At 64.9% G+C, this 18,402-nt stretch carries 19 protein-coding genes; 4 read left to right on the top strand and 15 right to left on the bottom strand.

Going from position 1 to position 18,402, the window contains the following annotated elements:
• Positions 1-112 precede the first annotated feature (112 nt).
• From ACPPVQ_RS00265 to ACPPVQ_RS00235, 7 genes are all read right to left on the bottom strand, one after another.
• The gene (locus tag ACPPVQ_RS00265) at positions 113-1,453 is read right to left on the bottom strand and encodes an extracellular solute-binding protein (protein WP_426517428.1); all 1,341 of its coding nucleotides are present in this window, start codon (positions 1,451-1,453) and stop codon (positions 113-115) included.
• Between the two features lie 154 nt (positions 1,454-1,607).
• Positions 1,608-2,942, bottom strand: a complete 1,335-nt coding sequence (locus tag ACPPVQ_RS00260) for a flavin monoamine oxidase family protein (RefSeq protein WP_426517426.1) — start codon at positions 2,940-2,942, stop codon at positions 1,608-1,610.
• A 38-nt stretch (positions 2,943-2,980) separates the two neighbouring features.
• Complete coding sequence (locus ACPPVQ_RS00255; protein WP_426517424.1) at positions 2,981-3,856, bottom strand: 1-phosphofructokinase family hexose kinase; 876 nt, start codon at positions 3,854-3,856, stop codon at positions 2,981-2,983.
• Positions 3,853-4,332 (bottom strand): hypothetical protein, encoded by a 480-nt coding sequence (locus tag ACPPVQ_RS00250; protein WP_426517422.1) that lies wholly within the window; start codon positions 4,330-4,332, stop codon positions 3,853-3,855. Before ACPPVQ_RS00250 ends, ACPPVQ_RS00255 begins: the two co-directional genes overlap by 4 nt.
• A gap of 2 nt (positions 4,333-4,334) precedes the next feature.
• Complete coding sequence (locus ACPPVQ_RS00245; protein ID WP_426517420.1) at positions 4,335-6,119, bottom strand: IlvD/Edd family dehydratase; 1,785 nt, start codon at positions 6,117-6,119, stop codon at positions 4,335-4,337.
• The gene (locus tag ACPPVQ_RS00240; RefSeq protein ID WP_426517418.1) at positions 6,116-7,483 is read right to left on the bottom strand and encodes a hypothetical protein; all 1,368 of its coding nucleotides are present in this window, start codon (positions 7,481-7,483) and stop codon (positions 6,116-6,118) included. The genes ACPPVQ_RS00245 and ACPPVQ_RS00240 overlap by 4 nt, the downstream gene beginning before the upstream one ends.
• A 34-nt stretch (positions 7,484-7,517) precedes the next feature.
• Positions 7,518-8,357, bottom strand: coding sequence for a fumarylacetoacetate hydrolase family protein (locus ACPPVQ_RS00235; protein ID WP_426517416.1), 840 nt, complete (start codon positions 8,355-8,357; stop codon positions 7,518-7,520).
• Between the two features lie 80 nt (positions 8,358-8,437).
• Between ACPPVQ_RS00235 and ACPPVQ_RS00230 the strand changes: the two genes are divergently transcribed.
• Positions 8,438-9,154 carry a hypothetical protein gene (locus tag ACPPVQ_RS00230; protein WP_426517414.1) on the top strand — a complete coding sequence of 239 codons (717 nt, stop codon included), beginning with the start codon at positions 8,438-8,440 and terminating at the stop codon, positions 9,152-9,154.
• Positions 9,155-9,171: 17 nt separating this feature from the next.
• On the opposite strand, the gene ACPPVQ_RS00225 is transcribed toward ACPPVQ_RS00230, so the two are convergent.
• Genes ACPPVQ_RS00225 through ACPPVQ_RS00190 form a run of 8 tightly spaced genes read right to left on the bottom strand, consistent with a single transcriptional unit; the run spans position 9,172 to position 15,998 of the window.
• On the bottom strand, positions 9,172-9,852 hold the full coding sequence (locus tag ACPPVQ_RS00225; protein WP_426517412.1) for a polysaccharide deacetylase family protein: 681 nt from the start codon (positions 9,850-9,852) through the stop codon (positions 9,172-9,174).
• On the bottom strand, positions 9,849-10,214 hold the full coding sequence (locus tag ACPPVQ_RS00220) for a hypothetical protein (RefSeq protein ID WP_426517410.1): 366 nt from the start codon (positions 10,212-10,214) through the stop codon (positions 9,849-9,851). The genes ACPPVQ_RS00225 and ACPPVQ_RS00220 overlap by 4 nt, the downstream gene beginning before the upstream one ends.
• The gene (locus ACPPVQ_RS00215; protein WP_426517408.1) at positions 10,199-11,065 is read right to left on the bottom strand and encodes a class II fructose-bisphosphate aldolase; all 867 of its coding nucleotides are present in this window, start codon (positions 11,063-11,065) and stop codon (positions 10,199-10,201) included. The genes ACPPVQ_RS00220 and ACPPVQ_RS00215 overlap by 16 nt, the downstream gene beginning before the upstream one ends.
• Positions 11,059-11,838 carry a DeoR/GlpR family DNA-binding transcription regulator gene (locus ACPPVQ_RS00210; protein ID WP_426517406.1) on the bottom strand — a complete coding sequence of 260 codons (780 nt, stop codon included), beginning with the start codon at positions 11,836-11,838 and terminating at the stop codon, positions 11,059-11,061. Before ACPPVQ_RS00210 ends, ACPPVQ_RS00215 begins: the two co-directional genes overlap by 7 nt.
• A complete protein-coding gene (locus tag ACPPVQ_RS00205) occupies positions 11,822-12,826 on the bottom strand; it encodes a D-2-hydroxyacid dehydrogenase (RefSeq protein WP_426517404.1) in 1,005 nt (334 codons plus the stop codon). Before ACPPVQ_RS00205 ends, ACPPVQ_RS00210 begins: the two co-directional genes overlap by 17 nt.
• A complete protein-coding gene (locus tag ACPPVQ_RS00200; RefSeq protein WP_426517402.1) occupies positions 12,826-13,737 on the bottom strand; it encodes a carbohydrate ABC transporter permease in 912 nt (303 codons plus the stop codon). The genes ACPPVQ_RS00205 and ACPPVQ_RS00200 overlap by 1 nt, the downstream gene beginning before the upstream one ends.
• Positions 13,738-13,746: 9 nt before the next feature.
• On the bottom strand, positions 13,747-14,688 hold the full coding sequence (locus tag ACPPVQ_RS00195; protein WP_426517400.1) for a carbohydrate ABC transporter permease: 942 nt from the start codon (positions 14,686-14,688) through the stop codon (positions 13,747-13,749).
• Positions 14,685-15,998 carry an ABC transporter substrate-binding protein gene (locus ACPPVQ_RS00190; protein WP_426517398.1) on the bottom strand — a complete coding sequence of 438 codons (1,314 nt, stop codon included), beginning with the start codon at positions 15,996-15,998 and terminating at the stop codon, positions 14,685-14,687. The genes ACPPVQ_RS00195 and ACPPVQ_RS00190 overlap by 4 nt, the downstream gene beginning before the upstream one ends.
• Before the next feature lie 169 nt (positions 15,999-16,167).
• Between ACPPVQ_RS00190 and ACPPVQ_RS00185 the strand changes: the two genes are divergently transcribed.
• Genes ACPPVQ_RS00185 through ACPPVQ_RS00175 form a run of 3 tightly spaced genes read left to right on the top strand, consistent with a single transcriptional unit; the run spans position 16,168 to position 18,385 of the window.
• On the top strand, positions 16,168-17,073 hold the full coding sequence (locus ACPPVQ_RS00185; RefSeq protein ID WP_426517396.1) for an SIS domain-containing protein: 906 nt from the start codon (positions 16,168-16,170) through the stop codon (positions 17,071-17,073).
• Positions 17,073-17,411, top strand: a complete 339-nt coding sequence (locus tag ACPPVQ_RS00180) for a hypothetical protein (RefSeq protein ID WP_426517394.1) — start codon at positions 17,073-17,075, stop codon at positions 17,409-17,411. Before ACPPVQ_RS00185 ends, ACPPVQ_RS00180 begins: the two co-directional genes overlap by 1 nt.
• Entirely contained in the window at positions 17,381-18,385 is a 1,005-nt protein-coding gene (locus ACPPVQ_RS00175; protein ID WP_426517392.1) for a carbohydrate kinase family protein, read from the top strand. The genes ACPPVQ_RS00180 and ACPPVQ_RS00175 overlap by 31 nt, the downstream gene beginning before the upstream one ends.
• Positions 18,386-18,402: the final 17 nt, after the last annotated feature.

Below are 18,402 nucleotides of genomic sequence, written 5' to 3'. Positions count from 1 at the left end.
AATGAGAGGTATCGTTCGCGCCGTACTTCTGCGCCAACGGCGTGGCCGAGGAACTGTTGTTCCCCGACCACGCCCGGTTTGGCGTGACGCTTCGAGAGTCGTCACCACGTGTCTACTTCGACGTCGTCTTGTCTTTACCCACGACGCCGATGACCTGCTGAGCATAGGTCTTCGCCGCCTGGTCGGGCGTCGCCTGACCCGTCGCCACTGAATCTGAAGCGATCGTGATGTCGTTGGAGATCTGCGGATAATCGGCAGTGGCAGGACGGAAGTGAGTCACCGCAACAAGCGAAGAGAAGAAGGCGGCCGTGGGGTTCGACGCCGTGTACGACGGGTCACTCGCGACATCCGTTCGAACCGGGATGTTGCTGAGGGTGATGTCATACTTCAGCGAGTTCGCCTTGTTCGTCGCACTCGAGACGAAGTCCCAGGCCTGCTGCTTGGACTGGCTCTTGGAGCCCACGGCCCAGGTCCAGCCGCCTGACATGCTCGTCGTTCCGGGCGCCTGACCCGTCTGGGTCGGGATCGCGGCCTCACCGAGTACCGTGTTCCAGTCGGCCCACGGCGTGGTGCCGGTGGGCAACCAGTTGCCCGACAGCCACGAACCGTCGAAGTCGATCGCGAGCTTTCCGGACTGAAGCAGCGTCGGGGGAATGTTGCCATAGTTCGGGTCGCTGGTGACCTGCGGAGCCAGGCCCAGCCCACCGCCATAGATCGTCTTGACCAGCTGGAGGGACGATGTGAAGCCGGCCGAACTGGTGACCCACTTGTTCGAGGCCGAGTCGTACAGCGAGTCACCGGTTCCTGAAAGCAGGGTCTGCATGCCACGCATCGAGGTCGCCTCGGTGCCCGCCTTACTCGCGTAGATGTTGATAGGCGTGACACCCGGCGACGTGGCCTTGATCGCCTTGGCGGCCGAGACGACATCTGCCCAGCTCTTGGGCGCCCACGGCACTGTTACGCCGGCCTTCTTCAGGATGGACTTGTTGTACCAGATGCCTTGCGTGTCAGTGCCGATCGGGATGCCATAGAGCTTGCCATCGGCGCCCTGGCCAGCGGACTTGGCGTTGCCGACGAACTGCGACCAGTCGGCCCATTTGCTGACATACCCATCAAGCGGGGCCAGATAGCCGGCCGACGCGTCGGACTTGATCTGGAAGGTGTCTTCCCACAGGACGTCGGGGGCGGTAGACGCGCTGCGGTTCATCAGCGCGAGCTTAGTGTAGAAGTCAGCCTCGGTTGCCTTGATGGGCAGCAGATCGACCTTCACACCCTTATGTGCCGCTTCGAAATCTTTGGCCACAGAGTTCATGTATGCCGTCATCTGCGCCTGCCCACTGTCCAGGTACGCGACCTTGATGGATGACGGGGACGAACTGGCGGCGCTACAGCCGGTCATTGCAATCGCGGAAGCTGCAATTACCGCGAGGGTCAGAACCTTCTTACGAATCATCGGTGCTCCTCATTAAACACTCTTCGTCAGGGATGGAATCGATGAAATATGGCATCGTTCCCATAGTGATGCTAGGGCACGCAGTGAGCGCCGTCAACATAATCTGTCGGGGCGTCGCTTTTCGGGTTTGATAGCGCATTTCTGGCGGGCCGCTTTAGGACGCGTGCGCTGCGCCCAGGCGCATACTCGCGAGAGGAATTGGCGCTCCGTAAATCCGTTCGGCCGCCCTCTGCCCGGAGAGCAGAGCTCCATGGACAGTTGCAGGGGCGGCGCTCCAGGTGGCTTCGCCTGCGATGTGCAGCACCCCGGCGAGCGGCGTGGCGATCGCATCATGGTCCTCCTTCGAGGCCCCCACCGCAATGTACGAGTAAGAGCCCCGAGCAAAAAGGTCCGATCCCCATCGGGTGATCCAGTGGGCGGTCGGAGCGGGCACCGACTCTCCGTACATTTCTCGAAGCGAAAGCATCACCGACGCGACGATCTCCTCATCGGTCTTCGACTCGATCTCACGCCCCCACGCACCGCCCGCGAAGGTCAGTAGCATCGGCTTTCCACTCACCGCAGACACGTCGTACCAGGAATGCCACGGGAACCCGGCGGCTCCATGCCGGCGAATCGCATAGATCCCCTTCTCCCAGAACCGGTCGGGAAACTGCAGGAAGACTTTGTTGAACACCCCCATGCCGAGGCGCCCGATCGGACCGGTGATCTCCGGAGGAAGCGCCGGGGTGAATTGGATCGCACCAACCTTGAGCACCCCGAGCGGCACGGTCACCACAACTTGTCGGGCGCTGAAGGACTCGGTCGCGGTGTTCACTCGAACTCCCGAGTTGGACCAGGCAATCGACGTGACGGCATGTCCTGTACGCACATCCAGACCGTCGGCCAGGCTGCGCGGGACGACGTCGTATCCTCCCGGAAAGATGACTTCGTCACCGTCAACGGTGTCGTCCACCAGGCCGCGGGCGGCGACCTCGGTGCTCTGTGCCCCGCACTGCTCCTCCGTCCGGTGGCGATGGAAAGCACGCACCCGCTCCTTCCGCTGCTCGTCCCACCCGGTAGCGGCGAGGACGCGTTCGCTGGTCTGCGAGTAACTCTGGTTCGGCCCCGAGGTGGCTCCAGCGAACATGAGAAGGTCGTCTGCAGCATCGACATCGGCCACCCACCGTCGAGACGCCTCATCGTCGAGCACAATGCCTTTTTCGTCATAATCGGCGATCGGGCGCCCTCCCGCCTGAAAGCTCCCCACGGTGAACTCCACCGTCTCCACACCCAACTCCGAGATGACCTCGGTCAACGGATTGTCCTCGAGGCCGTGGATCCACGACGCGCCCCGGTCTACGGAGAATCCGGCAGATCGATCGGTCCAGATGCGGCCTCCGACCCGATCCCGCGCCTCCAGGATGACGACGTTCTGTCCAGCGTTGTGTAGCAGTCGGGCGGCAGTGGCGCCGGCGATGCCCGCGCCGACGATGACGGTGTCGAACATAGAACTTTCCTCCTGGTGGAAGTCGCGGAACGGGATGCTCAGGCCAGGCGACCCTGACCGGCCACCAGCGCGTTACGCTGCCCGACGTCGGCCGCAAGGGTAAGCGCAGCGACGAGACCATCGCCCCGATCGAGCCCGGTGATCAGTCCGCCGAGAAAGGCATCCCCACTTCCCGCGGGGAATCGGCCGAGCTGTCGTGGTCCCGGGACGTCGTGTTCTTCTTCGCCGACGAGTGCAGCAGCTCCCCTGATGCCGTCGGTGACAACCGCGTCGACCCGGTATCGATCTCTGAGGAGACGGCACGCATGGGCGGCGTCCCCGGGCGTCTCCTCGAGGAGTTCTGTCGCCTCCTGCAGGTTGATTTTGACGACGTCGGCCAACCCCACAAGTGTTCGGAGGCCATCTCCGGAGGAGTCCAGGGCGATTTTCGACCCGGCCGAACGGAGCGCGGCCAGAAGCTGACCCAATTCGTCCAACGGCACGCCCGCCGGAATTGAGCCGGAGAGGGTCGCCCACCCGCCGTCACCCCGAGCGGCTTGCACGGCTGTTCGGAACGCCGTCCACTCATTTGGGGCGAGGGTCGCGGCCGGTTCATACAGGTCGGTGCTGACTGGCGATTGTCTGGCCGTCTCAACTATCGCAATGCAGGTGCGGGTTGGTTCATGCAGGGTAGTTGTCGTGACCGGGATTCCTTCGGCGGCGAGCGAGTCAGTGATCCACTGTCCGGTCGGGCCGCCGAGAGCCGCGAACACGTGGACACGCGCCCCGAGCGAATGTGCGACCCGTGCAGCATTGAGAGTCTTACCGCCGGCGACCCGAACAGACCGGGTCGGACGTGTGATGCCGCCGCGTGTCAGCGAGTCGACCTCGTGCGTGATGTCGAGGCTCGGTGAGAGGGCGAGCGCCCGGATCATGGACGATCCTCCCACGGCCGGACCTGCCCGAGGGTGCGACCGATTCCGTCACGAAGCACCGCGAGAGCTGCGACCGACACTTCCTCGGGCGTGTGCCACCGTGCCCCGCCGGGCGGCTGAACATGCCATCCGAGCTGGAGCGTGTCGTCTGGAACCTGTAGCGCGCCGAGACGGGGGTCGGCCGCTGCGCTCGGGCGGACGATGACGAGGCGACCATCGACTTTCGACCTGATCAGCGCGAGCGATGTGCTACTGATCGCGGGCGAATAAACGACGGCAGAAGCCCATCGTCGGCCTCCTGTCGCTGCGGCCAGGCTGTCGGTATTCCGGGCGTCCACGGCGAGCGGTTCAACTCCGTCAGGCATTCGGGTTACATGGCGTGCGATACCGTCCACTCGAACGCCGCTCCCGGTCAGCTCGGCTGCGAGGGGCGCCAGGATCCCGGAGGCACCGATGACGAGGACGGTCGAGGTCACGTTCAGAATGCCTGTGGCCCAACGGCGCTGCCGCTGTGGCCTTCAAGGAAATCGAGATCCAGGCCCTCGTCCGCCTGTGTCACGTGTTCGATGTAGAGGCGCGTCCACCCACGCTCGCTTCCCGGGACGGGCTTCGCCCGCCAGCCGGCTCGACGGTTCTCGAGCTCCTCGTCGGACACTTCCATGTGCAGGGTCCGTGCGGGTACGTCGACGGCGATGACGTCTCCCGTGCGTACGAGCGCGAGCGGGCCGCCGGCTGCCGCCTCGGGTGCCACATGGAGGATGACGGTCCCGTAGGAGGTGCCGCTCATCCGTGCGTCCGAGATACGCACCATGTCGACGATTCCGGCCGTCAGGATCTTCTGCGGAAGGGGAAGGTTTCCGACTTCGGGCATACCCGGGTATCCCTTGGGCCCGACGTTGCGCACGACGAGGATGTCGTCGGCCGTGACGTCGAGCTCGGGGTCGTCAGCGTCGGCCAAATACTCGGGAAGTGAGTCCCAGACGAGCGCGCGACCCCTGTGAACCATGAGTTCAGGCGTCGCCGCCGACTGCTTGATCACCGCGCCACGCGGTGCGAGGTTCCCACGGAGTACCGCGATGCCGGACCCGGCAGGCTTTACCGGGTTATCGAGTGGACGGATCACCTCTCGGTTGTAGCACTGAGCGCCCGAATAGTTCGCACCGAGTGTCGTGCCGGTCACGGTCACCGTGTCTCGGTGCAGCAGCTCTCCGAGCGTTTCGACGAAGGCTGCAGTGCCGCCGGCGTACTCGAAGTCCTCCATGAGGAACCGTCCGCTCGGCATCAGGTCCGCGATCGTAGGAACATCTCGGACGAGCGAGTCGAAGTCGGCGAGTGTGAGCTCGACTCCGACGCGCCGCGCGAGGGCGAGGAGGTGGATGACAGCGTTCGTCGACCCGCCGAGGGCAGCGTTCGCGCGCACACCGTTCTCGAAGGCGGCGCGGGTGAGGATCTTCGAGGGCCGGAGGTCCTCGGCGACCATCTCGACGATGCGGCGTCCCGCCAGGTGCGCCATGGCCGCCCGTCGCGAGTCATTCGCGGGCAGCGACGCCGAGCCAGGCAACTGCATCCCCATGATCTCGGAGACGCAGGCCATCGTCGAGGCGGTTCCCATCGTCATGCAGTGGCCCTGGCTGCGAGCCATGCACCCTTCCGCCTCGGTGACCTCCTCCTCGCCGATCTGGCCGGCACGGTAGGCCTCAGTGAATTTCCACACCGACGTACCCGAGCCGATGTCGGTGCCGCGGTATTTACCGTTGAGCATCGGACCCCCGGTGATGAGCAGGGTCGGCAGATCGACGGATGCCGCACCCATCAGGTAGGCGGGAGTGGTCTTGTCGCAGCCGGCAAGCAGAACCACACCGTCGAGCGGGTTCGCCCGCAAGGTCTCCTCAAGATCCATCGCCATCAGGTTGCGCAGCAGCATGGCGGTAGGTCGCACGATCGGCTCGCCCGCCGACGTCGTCGGGAATTCGAACGGGACGCCACCGGCCTGCCAGATTCCACGCTTGACATGTTCGGCGAGCGTGCGCAGATGGATGTTGCAGCTGGTCAGCTCCGACCAGGAATTCGCGATGCCGATGGTCGGACGTCCCCGGAAACTGTCGTCGGGCAGGCCCTCGGACCGAAGCCAGGACCGGTGCATGAATCCCGTCTTGCCGGGGGCTCCGAACCATTGCTGGCTCCGCAGGCCGCGCTGCGCAGCACCCGCCTCCGCCGAGCCCGATTCGGCGCGTTCTTCGGCGCCGAGATTGCGGGCGCTCATGCGAACCTCGGCAGGTGGTGAGCCTGGCCCGCGATGAGGTCATCGGCAAGCGCTGCTGCGGCAGCCGAGTCCGTGATCGCACCATCGGCGATCATGGCCTCGACGACGAGCCCCCGATCGCCGGTGAGCGCAGCCTCGACGGCGATCGCCACCGAACTGAGCCGTCTGTCCAGCACCGCTGTCAGGGGCGCGCCGAGGTCGGGAACCGAGATGGGGCGGATGCCGCGGGCGGTCGCCACACCGGGGATCTCGACCGCCGCTGCGTCGGGCAGGCCCGGGACGAGCCCGTTGTTGATGACGTTGCACGAGAACATGCCGCGAGCGTCGTGGGTGATCGAGCGGATGATCGCGATGAGCTGCTCCTGTTCGCCGCCGGAACGCTCGAAGATCGTCTGGTCGAGCGGTTCCTCGCCGACGGCCTGGCGTCTCATGCTTTGGTATCGGTTCTCACCCCATTCGAGGATCTCGGGAAGCGAGAACGCATCGACGCCCAACTTCTTGCCGTAGTAGTCGCCGTTTGCGAAGCGTTCGGGGAAGAATTCGACGACATGCCTGTCGCCGGCGGCAGCGAAGGCGCCGTACCGCTCGAACAGCTCCCACGCGAAGGGGTTGTGCCAGGCAGTGGGATTGTCGTAGAAGATGTTGCCGATGTCGGCAGGATTCGGCGCCTCAGCAAGCTCTCGCCTCACGCGCTCCCTGACGAGTGGCCACGCATCCTCGCCGTTGAGTCGGAAGTCGTAGATGAATGTCAGGTGGTTGATCCCCGCGTAGAGGGTCGACGTGTTCTCGAACGGCGCGTCGATGAGTTGGGCCAGTTCCCGTTGGATGTGGTGTACGCCGTGGCAGAGACCGACGACTTCGAGCCCGGTCTCCTGATGGATCGCCTGCACATTCGCGGTCATCGGGTTGGAATAGTTGAAGAAGAAGGCATCAGGGGAGAGCTCGGCGATGTCACGGGCGATGTCGACGAGCACAGGGGTGGTGCGCAGCAGCCGGGAGATGCCGCCGGGCATGATCGAGTCGCCGACCGGCTGGTAGATCCCGTGCCGCTGCACGATCTCGTGGTCGAGCTGCCACGCCGGGCGACCCCCCACACCGACGCAGGTGACAACGAAGTCGGCCCCTGGAAGCATGGCCGCACGGTTCGTGCTGGACGTGACACGGATCGACTGCTCGACGCCTCGAGCCGCCACCATCGCCTCGGCGAGTCGCGTGGCGACGGTGAGTGCGACCGGGTCGATGTCGACCAGCCGGATCTCCCAGCCGCCGAGGTCGTCTGCACCGATGAGATCGGCCAGCAGGCCGCGGGTGAAGACGGCAGAACCTGCGCCGATGAGAACGAGTACGCGGTGGTCTGTTGCCATGATTGTTCCTCTGCAGTCGGGGCCGTACGCGGGATCAGTCGGTCAGGCGGGAACGGTAGACCACACGGTTTCGCAGCTCGCCGATCCCTTCGACACCGACCGTGACCGTCTCGCCATGCTGAAGGTAACGCGGCGGTGTGCGGAAACCGCCCGCACCCGCAGGAGTCCCGGTGAGAATGATGTCTCCTGCGTGCAGGGTGACACCGTCGCTGATGAAACGCAGCAGCTCCGCGACATCGAAGATCATCGCGGCAGTGCTGTCGTCCTGGAGCGTTTCGTCGTCGACCGTGGTGTAGATGCGGTGGTTGTGCGGGTCGCCGAACTCTTCGGGCGTGACGAGCCACGGTCCGATCGGGGTGAAGGTGTCGAACGATTTTCCTCGTGTCCACTGGACGTCGCCGAACTGCACGTCGCGGGCCGACACGTCGTTGGCGACGGTGTATGCGGCGATGTCGTCAAGCGTGGCGGGCCGTTCGCCACCGCAGTCGCGTCCGATGAGCACCGTGAGCTCGGCCTCGTAGTCGACCTGCGCCGTGAGGTGGTCTGGTATGACGATGTCGGCGGTGGGGCCGGCCAAGGAGCTCGCGTACTTGGCGAATGTGAGCGGACGCTCGGGCTTCGTGATCCCGGTCTCCGAGATGTGGTCCTCGTAGTTGAGGCCGACAGCGATGATCTTGCCCGGTCGGCTGACCGGTGCGAGGAGGTCGAGCCGATCGGCGTCGATGACCTCCCAGGCGCCGGATGCCCCGGCGCGTACGCTCGCGATCGCCTGCAGGACGTCGTCGGGGTGATCGATCGGGGCGAGGCGCGTCGACGCCTCGTCGGCCACGATGATCCGTGCGGTGCCCTCGATGCTGGCGCGAGCGATTCTCATGAGTCTCCTTCGACGACTGGTTCGACTTTCGGTGTTGGCCATCCTGTCACATTTGGGCAGAAATGCGCAAGAATGGGCAGATGCATTCAAATATTGTCGCGACGGTTGGTGTAGAGCACCCGACCTACGGCGCACCCTCGCTCGTTCAAGGTGTGTACGGTGCGCGCGGAAACCTCGAACTGGCGGCGTGCGACGTCACAGACGGCCTCTGGGTCTTCTGGTACAACAGCGACCTTGCGGACGATTCGCTCGAGCCGTCCGACGTGGGGCCCGGCGCGTGGAGCGCCGGACTCCGATTCGCGATGGGCCAGCGCTATATGGACGCCGTCATTCTGCAGGGCACCCTCGGGCCCGACGATCTCGAGGTGCTCGCGCTCGATGCGAATGCAGTACTGCAGAGCTGGTACTGGTCTGCCCCGCACGGCTTCCAGCGACGGACGACAGACGCCGCGACCGACGTCGCATCGTTCGCCGCCGAACACGACGAGGGCACTCTCACCGTTCAGGTGGAAACCCGGCATGGCGCACACCACCTCGCCGTCTCAGGGCCCAGCCCCTATCCAGAACGGCAGTGGCAGCAACGCCCCGGAGAGCGCGGCCGAAACGCCCGCGCCACGACGACACCGGATGCGGCCGTCTGTGCGGTGCTCACAGCCTCCGGAATCAGCATCCCCGAGGTCGCGCCGGGCACGATCCGCGCGGCCGACTCGAACCGCTGTGGCGGCACCACAGAACTGACCTGGCGGGACGCGGCTGGGCGCATCCGGCACCTCGGCGTGCCTCAGCTCGCACGCTGAAGCCGACGTCATCCGGCTCAGTTCACCCGGTGAATCATGGTGTTGGCGAACTGGTAGCGGTAGCCCGCCTCCTTCACAGCGCGGTCGTGTCGTGGACTCTGCCCGTAGGACGAGCCATGCAGCCAGACGAAGGCGGGCGCCTCCTGGCCGGTGACGGCCTCGAGCTGGCGCTTCGATTCGACCACCTCGCGCTCGATGTCGGCGTCCGAGAGCACCGTGTCGAAACCTTCGTGGTGGCCGGTGTGCGGGTAGACCACGTGCTGCTGTGACAGTGCGGCGACTTCGTCCCAGTTCATTGCAATACGCCCGCCCTGGGTGTCCTCCTCGACGAGCGAGATCCAGTGAGCGCGCGCGAAGGCTTCCTGATATTGGACCTCGCAGTCGACGAACGCGGTCGCGATCGGGAACCAGCCGGTGATGCCGAACTCCTCGCAGAGCGGTGCGGCGACAGTCGCGGAGTTGCGGTAGCCCTCGTAGAACACGGGGATGAGGCCCGGCTTGTCCTTGTGCCAGGTTCCGGTGTCGTACAGCCGGTTCAGGTCTTCGAGGGTGACGGGGGCGTAATCCCGGGCGAATCCGGCGAGTTCGCGAGCGAGCTCCTCGCGGGCGCTGCGCGGTGTCGAGTGGTAGTTGACAACTCTGATGAAGTGCCCGTCATGCAGCTGTTCGCGCTGCGTGGTGAAAGCCGGCTGGGTCATGCGGATGCCTCCTCGGCACGGGTGAGGGGTGCGGCCCCGGGTGCGAAATGGGTGTACGCGAGGACCTGCATGGCAGTGATCACTGCTCCCTCGTCGCTTTCTCGGGCGAACGGCACAAGAGCCGCACTGTACTTGTCGAATACCTCGGCGAAGCGACCGCCTTCGGCCAGTTGGCTCGCCTCGGTATTGGGCGGAATCGGGCCGCGTTCATCGGCAAGGCCGAGCACCATCGGAATACCCTCGCGTTCAAGGCGCCGGTCGTGGCAGGCGCGCATCAGACCGATGATGTCATCGGCGGCGAGCAATTCTGCCGCGGTGGGCTGGTCGTCGTGCGGTGCCGGACCGGTCACGGTTGCGGGCATGGGGCTCCTTTCGAGAGCGATGCGGAGGTCGGGCCGCTGATGACCCGGAGGAGGCGGTCGACGGTGTCGGCGATCGATCCGCGCGCGGCGATGAGGGCGGGACGCGGATCGGGACTCTCGCCGAGTTGGCTGGTGAGCGCGAGCGAGAAGTCTGCTGACAGTTGCGTACCCACGTTGACTTTTCGGATGCCGGCCGCGATCGCCGAGCGGAGAGCCGCATCCGCGACCCCGGACGAACCGTGCAGCACCAGCGGAACCGGCACCGCTTCGCGCAGGCGGCAGATGAGGCCGGTGTCGGGCTCAGCCGTGCGCGACGTCATCGCGTGCGAGGTTCCGACGGCGACGGCCAGGCCGTCGACGCCTGTCGCGGCCACGAAGGCCGCCGCCTCGGCAGGATCGGTGCGGACGCCGAAGGCATGGGCGCCGTCTTTTCCACCGATCTCTCCCAGCTCGGCCTCGATCCAGAGATTGCGCTCGTGACCGAGCTCCACCACTCTAGCGGTCTCCTCGAGGTTGCGATCGTAGGGCAGGACCGAGGCGTCGAACATCGCGGAGGCGAACCCGAGATCGGCGGCTTCGCGCACGAGTTCGGCGTCGTCACAATGATCGAGGTGTAATCCCACGCCGACGCTCGCGGCCTGAGCGAGCGCCACACAGGCTGCGGCGATCGGGGCGAGCGAGCCGTGGAAGCGCACCGCGTTCTGGCTGATCGACAGCAGCACGGGCAAGCCGGCGCGCTCAGCGCCCGCAACGATTCCTTCTGCATATTCGAGGGTGATGACGTTGAATGCGGCGACGGCAGGCAGGCTCGCGCCTTCCGTCCCGAGCAGTCGGGCGGTGTCGGTCAGCATGTCTGAACTGTCACCCCGGCTGCGCGGAACTTCTCCAGCGTCTCGGGCTCCGCACCATCGTCGACGATCACCGTCGTGATCGCACTGGTGGGCACCAACCGGGCAGGGCCCCGCTGCGTCAGCTTGCTGTGGTCAGCGAGCATGATCAGCTCCCGCGCGGACGACGCCAGCGAACGGTCGGTCTGCGTCTCGGTGAGGTTGGTTCCGGTCACCCCGATCTCAGGATCGATGCCGAACGCTCCCGAGAACGCCTGATCGATACCGAACTCGGCGAGACCGGCAACGGTGAGGTGACCGAGCAATGACATCTCCTGCCGACGAAGAAGCCCCCCGAGGACAATGATCTCGATGTCAGGGTATTGGGCGAGCCGGTTGACAACCGTGAGGCTGTTGGTGACCACGGTAAGCCCGTGGATCGTGCCGAGGAACGGCAGCATCGCCTCGGTGGTGGTGCCGCCCGTGATGAGTACGGTCGAGTTGTCAACGATGAGCGCCGCGGCGGCCCGGCCGATCCGTTGCTTCTCGTCGGCGTAGGCGACCTCGCGCACGGGGCGGAGCGGTTCGAGATCGTCTGTCAGCGGTCCTGCGCCGCCGTGGATGCGCTCGATCAGCCCGCGATCCTGCAGTTCGTTGAGATCGCGGCGAACGGTGGAGGTGCTGACGCCGAGCAGCCTGGCCATCTCGTTGACGGAGCGGATTCCGTAGGCGCGGATGTAGTTGAGCAGTTCGCTCTGCCGCTTCGGTCCGAGCAGTGGTTCAGTAGCCTGAGACACGATCAACCTCATTCACGAGCGGGCGGCCGTCGGCCAGCCGGGTTAGGTTCTCGACGACAAGGTCGAGTGTTTGTGCATGATACTGGGGCGCGAGCCCTGCAACGTGTGGTGTGACAAGCGCGCCGCGTTCCGACCACCATGGCGAGTCGGAGGGCAATGGTTCATCGTCGAAGACGTCCAGCGCCACGCCGCCGATCCGGCCGCTCCGGAGCCGCTCGAGCAGGGCCGACTCGTCGACGATGCCGCCACGGGCGATGTTCACCACGAACGCGCCGGGCGGAAGCGCGTCGAGCTCGGCCGCGCCGATCATCCCGCGCGTGTGTTCGGTGAGCGGCACCACAACCACGAGGATGTCGGAGCGCCGGAGAACCTCATCAAGCGCCTCCACCGGGAAGATCTCGGCGCGGTCACCGTTCGGATCACTTCGGCCGGTGTCGAATTTGTCGGCCGCAGGGACCTGGGCGGCGCCGCGGCGCAGGCCGAGCACGTTCATCCCGAAGCTCGATGCCAGGCGTGAGATCTCCCGGCCGATTCGGCCGTATCCGATGATGCCGACCGTAGCGCCGGCGAGCTGGCGTGGGGTGAACCGTTCGAGGCGCTCCGCATTCGACGGCCACCGGCGCTCGGCGCGGACCTGCTCGATGAGCGGCATCCGATGACTGAGTTCAAGAATGGACATCATCGCGTACTCGGCCATGGGAACCGGGGCGATGCCTCCGAGCGTTGCGATGGCCACATCCGTGCTCCACAGGCTCGTCCGGCGTACATGATCCACGCCAGAGGTGTCCAGTTGCACGCAGCGCAGCGCCGGAACCTGCTCCGCTTCGGGAAACCATTCGCTGGTGTGAAGGAGGTCGACGCGATTGAGCAACGCGGAATCGGGCACCTCACCCGGCGCCAGGCGATGGATCTCGACGTCGGGCATCCGCGTGGCCAGTTGCTCGAACCATGAATCCGGAAGCGGGAGGGTGCACAGGTAGGTGAGCATCAACGGATCCCGCTGCGTGCAAAGCCCTGCACGAAGTACCGCTGGAACGACAGGAAGAGGATCACCATCGGAATCACCGAGATCAGTGCCAGCGCCATAGTTGCGTTGTAGTTCGGTGCCGTCTGGTTCTGCAGGTAGAGCAGTCCGATCGGCAGCGTGAACAACTGGTTGTCGCTGAGGGCGATCAGTGGCCACGCGAAATCGTTCCAGCTGCCCATCAGGGTGAGCAGGATGAGGACCGCGATGAGCGGCTTGCAGAGTGGCAGCACTACCTGCAGGAAGATGCGGAGCTGCCCTGCACCGTCGATTCTGGCCGCCTCGATGATCTCGTCGGGGATTCCAATGAAGAATTGTCGCGCAAGGAAGATACCGAACGCCGCCGCCGCACCCGGCAGGATAACGCTCCAGTAGGTTCCGTAGATGCCGAGCCCGGAGACCAGCTTGAACTGCGCGACCATGATCGCCTGCACCGGGATCATCATCGTCGCCAGCGTCAGGATGAACACCGCGTTTCTCCCGCGAAAACGGAGACGCGCGAACGCGTATCCGGCGAGCAGGTTGACCACCACCGTCAACACGGTGATGAAGACACCGATGACGACGGAGTTTCCGAACCAGGTCGCGACCGGATAGAGGTCGAACACCCGGGCGAAATTCTCCAGCGTCCACGTGCTCGGCCAGAATCGCAGGGTCGGCTCGAACACTTCACCGCGCGGCGAGAACGCGACCACGATCATCCAGTAGAGGGGGAAGATCATGACGAGAGCGACGACCACCGCGATCGCGCTGCGCCAGACGATGCCCTTTCGATCGCCTAGGCCGCTGCTGCGCCGCCTTTTACTCCGCCGAGTCTCCGATCGGGTGCCGAGGAGTTCGGCATCCGAGATCTCCAGCATTGCTGTCTGCGTCATGTTGAGCTCCTAGCCGACCAGGTCACGGGTCCGGCTCGTCTTCCACTGAATGAAGGTGAAGATGAGGGTGATGATGAGGATGACGATGCCGATTGCGGCGCCGTAGCCTTGCTCCCGGATCTGGAAGCCGTTGCGGTACGCGTACGTCACCAGGACCGAGGTGGAGTTGCCAGGGCCGCCGCCGGTCATGACGAAGATCAGGTCGAACACCTGGAACGACGCGATGACATTCATGATGAGCAGAAAGAAGGTGCTCGGACCCACCAGCGGAACCGTGATGGAGCGGAATTGCTGCCAGCGACTCGCGCCGTCGATCCGGGCCGCTTCATAGAGCTCGGGTGAGATGCCCTGCAGCCCCGCCAGGAAGATGATCATGTTGAAACCGATTCGCAGCCAGATCGCCACGATGACCACCGAGATCATCGCCGGCACGCCCTCTGATTGCCAGGCCACCGGACTCAGACCCAGAGCCGTGAGCACTTTGTTGATGATGCCGTTGGACTGATAGAAGATGATGCCGGCGATCATGCCCGATGCCACCCCCGAGATCACCATCGGCAACACGATGATGGTACGGAAGACGCCCCGAGCCGGCAGCACCGAGTTCATCAGCACCGCGAGGCCCAGGCCGCCGCCCAGGGTGATCGGTACCGTCAAGACAGTGAAAACGATGGTATTCCCGAAGCTCTGCCAGAAGACCGGATCGTTGACGAGTTTGACGTAGTTGTCCCAACCCACCCAGGTCGGAGTTCCGAAGCCATTGCTCTCCTGGAACGAGAGTTGCACGGCCCAGACGATGGGCAGGAAGAGGAAGATCGCCATCAAGATCAGGTTGGGTGTGGCGAAGCCCCATCCCACAAGCGATTCTTTGAAACGGGCGGCGCGGCGGCCCGCCCGCGGGCGGGTCGACGGCGGGACCCCTTCCCGTCCGCGGGCGGTCAGAGCGGTCATTTCTTCGCGGCCTCCTCGATAGCGGTGGTCAGCTTAGCAAGGGTGTCTTTTGTCGATTGACCACCGACGAAGGCCGCATCGAGCTGATCCTGCAATGCGGTCGAGATGGCAGCCATCGACGGTGAGGTGAGCTGCTTGACATCGCCCGGTGTGATCGTTCCGGCCTGGTCGACGAACACCGGCATCACGTCGGGGCGAATCTTGAACGTGATCTTGTCGCCCCCGAGGTCGGTGCGCGTAGGCAATTCGTTCGTTTCCGCACAGTACGAGGACATGGTGTCCGCCTGCACCATGAACTTCAGGAATTCGGCGGCCAGGGCCGGGTTCTTGGTGTGCTTGGTGGCGACCAGCGCGTTGCCGCCCAGATCCGTCGCACCACGGGCGTCGCGCGGCATCGGAATGGCGGTCCAGTCGAACTTGGCCAGGCTGGCCATGTCGGGCACGAGGAACGATCCGGCGAACACCATTGCCGCTGTCCCCTGCTGGAACGTCGTGTCGGCGTAGACCGACGACTTCGGCGAACTGGTCGGCGGTACCCATTTCTTCTCGTAGAAGCTCTTGGTGAAGTCCAGTGCCTTCGCCCCGGCCGCGGAGTCGATGGCCGGCGTCTTGCCGTCATCCTTGAGGAGCGCACCGTTGGCCTGGAAAAGCCAGCTCAGCCAACGCGGAGCACCTGCCTGCTGCCAGTTGTATACGAATGGGTATTGCTTCGCCGGTAGTGCTGCGCGCAGTTTGGCAGCGACGTCACCGAACTGCTGCCAGGTCCAGGCGTCGGCCTGCTTTTTCGGCAGCGTGGCGACATCGATCCCCGCAGCCGTGAGCATTGCCTTGTTGACGAGCAGGGACGAGACATCCGTCTGGTGCGGGACTCCGTAGGGCTTGCCCTTGTAGGAGACGGCCTCCCACATTGCCGGCACGAATTTGCTTTTCTCGTCGTTCATGTACTTGCTCAGATCGAGCAGCTGGTCCTGGCTGGAGTACACGCCGAGGTTGCCGTAGTCCACGCGGAAGATGTCCGGTGCGTTACCTGCCGCCAGCTTCGCGTCCATGTCGGAGTACATCTGTGCGTATGGCACGATGTTGAGCTTGACGGTGGTGCCCTTGTGCTCGGACTCGAACTGCTTGACCAGGGATTTGAACGCCGTAGCCTCGCTGTCGCCCGCCCAGGTGGTGAACGTGAGCGTGCCGGAACCGGCGTCGCCGCCGCCACTGCTCCCTCCCCCGCCGAACCCAGTACAGCCGGTCAAGACGACACCGACCGTCACTGCTCCCGCCGCTGCCGCGAGCAGTCGTTTTTTGCTGAATTTCACGCTGCGATCCTTTCGTGATCGGAGGGCGAGCCGTGGTGCTTCGCTGCGCCTGTTGGTGTCAGCAGTATTCAACACATAACCCTGTTTCGTCAAGAACTTTCATAATCCGCTCATTTCTGCTTGAATGTGCTCACTTCGCTCCAAATGGCGAGATAGTGAGGATATGCCGATGAATGACAATGCCGCCCAGCCGGGTGCGATCACGTCTGCCGAGTTGACCAGCCAGCCGGAGATTTGGTCACGCGCCCTCGAACTTCCGGCGGAACAGCTCGCGCTGCTGCCCTCAGCGGGCGAGCGGGTACTCGTGATCGGCTGCGGCACCTCCTATTACATTGGCGATTCGTACGCCAACCTGCGCAACGATGCGGGCCTTGGCCGCACCCGTGCCGCCATCCCGAGCGAGCTGAACTGGGTCGACGATGATGAACACATCGTCGTCATCTCCCGCTCCGGGACGACCGCTGACGTCGTCACCCTGGTCGAGAAGTACCGGAACACCCACACGATCACAGCCATTTTAGGCGACGTGGACACCCCCCTCGGCCAGCTCTGCGACAGGATCATCCACCTCGGATTCGCTGACGAAGAATCCGTCGTCCAGACACGCTTCGCCACCACAGTGCTCACAACGTTTCGCAGCTCCATCGGCGCCGTGTCCGCCACGCTCATCGAGGATGCTCGCGACGCGCTCGCGCTGGCACTTCCTGCAGACCCCGCCGAGGTGAAGCATGTCGTCTTCCTCGGCCATCGATGGAGTGTGGGATTGGCCTACGAGGCCGCCCTCAAGCTGCGCGAGTCCGCCGGGGCGTGGACCGAGTCCTACCCTGTCTGGGAGTACCAGCACGGCCCCATCTCCTGCGCTGGGCCCGGCACCCTCGTCTGGATGCTCGGCGACCTGCCCGACATCGTCGCCGACGACATCCGCAGCACCGGCGCATGGGTGTACGAGAACACCCTCGATCCGCAGGCGAACCTGGTGCTGGCTCACCGCCTTGCGGTTGCTCTTGCACTGATAGCCGGCCGGAACCCCGACACTCCGCCGTTCCTCAATCGTTCGGTCCTCGCCACGAGCTGATGCCGATCGTCACTGTCACCACCTCGAAGCATCCCGAGGTGCACACCCTGCTCGCGGGTATCGCGGATGCGATCGCCGATGCACTGCAGCTTGGTGAGGGGGATGTCATCGCACGCGCTATCGACGCCTCACCCGGCGTAGCCAGCGATCGAAGTGCTGACGCATCGGCTGTCGAATGGCCGATCGTCACCATCCACGGTTCCGACCGCGGCGCGAGTCTTGTCGGAATGGCCCGATCGGCTGCAGAAGCGGCCGTACGCCAATGGGCGAGAATTCACGGTGTCGAGATCGAAGGAGTGTGGTCGGAATGGATCGTGCCTCAACCACCGCAGCCGTGAGGGAACCCCGCCTTCTCGTGGTGGGAGAACTGTGCGTGGACCTCATTATCGAGCTCGACGGACAGGTACGTTTCGGACAGCACGAGCAACTCGTCACCTCAACGACACTGACGCTCGGCAGCTCCTCGGCGATCACTGCCTGCGGCGCCGCAACCCTCGGACTTCCAACCTCGCTGGTCGGTGTGCGTGGCGACGACGACTTCGGCCGCTTCATCGACGAGCAACTCGCCCAGCGCGGCGTGGACATATCGGCGGTGCGCGTCGATCCCAGCCTTCCCACGGGCGCATCCACCCACCTCACCCGCCCGGACGGCGATCGGGCGATCCTCACCTCGATGGGCTCCATCGGCGCAGTCTCCGCCGCGGATGTTCCCGATGGCCTGCTGTCCGAGTACACCCATCTTCACGTCGGCAGTTACTTCCTGCAGGAAGCCCTCTGGGCCGACGCCCCTGCGCTTTTCGCCCGGGCACGATCCCTGGGACTCACGACGTCCCTCGACGGCAACTTCGACCCGTCGGAGGGGTGGGACCGCGGAATCCTCGGCCTGCTGCCCCACGTGGACGTATTCTTCGGCAACGAACAGGAGCTCTGCGGCATCACCGGACTCCCGACCACGGACGCCGCCGTCGAACGACTCCTCGACATCATGCCCGCCTCCGCAATCGTCGTCTGCAAGCAAGGCGCTGACGGCATGGTCGCCGTACAACGCTCCGGCAGATCGCTGGTGCGTGTGGCGGCCACGACACCGTCCCTCTTGGACCCGCTCGTCGACACGGTCGGCGCTGGAGACAGCCTGGCAGCCGGGTTCATCGCTGCGCGTCTGCGCGGAGACCCGATCGAAGCGGCCGTCGCCCTCGCGGTCTCGTGCGGAACCGCATCCACGCGCGGCGCCGGCGGGACCGGCGCGCAACCGAATCTGGCGACCGCCCAGGCACTCGCTTCAACGGTGCCCGTAACCCGCAGCGAAAGCTGAACACGGTGCGAAACCCG

The sequence above is a fragment of the Leifsonia sp. McL0618 genome (assembly GCF_049994905.1).
In the GTDB taxonomy this organism is placed as follows: domain Bacteria; phylum Actinomycetota; class Actinomycetes; order Actinomycetales; family Microbacteriaceae; genus Diaminobutyricibacter.
The sequence above is the reverse complement of the archived record's forward strand: the minus strand, read 5'-3'. Positions and strand labels throughout refer to the sequence as shown.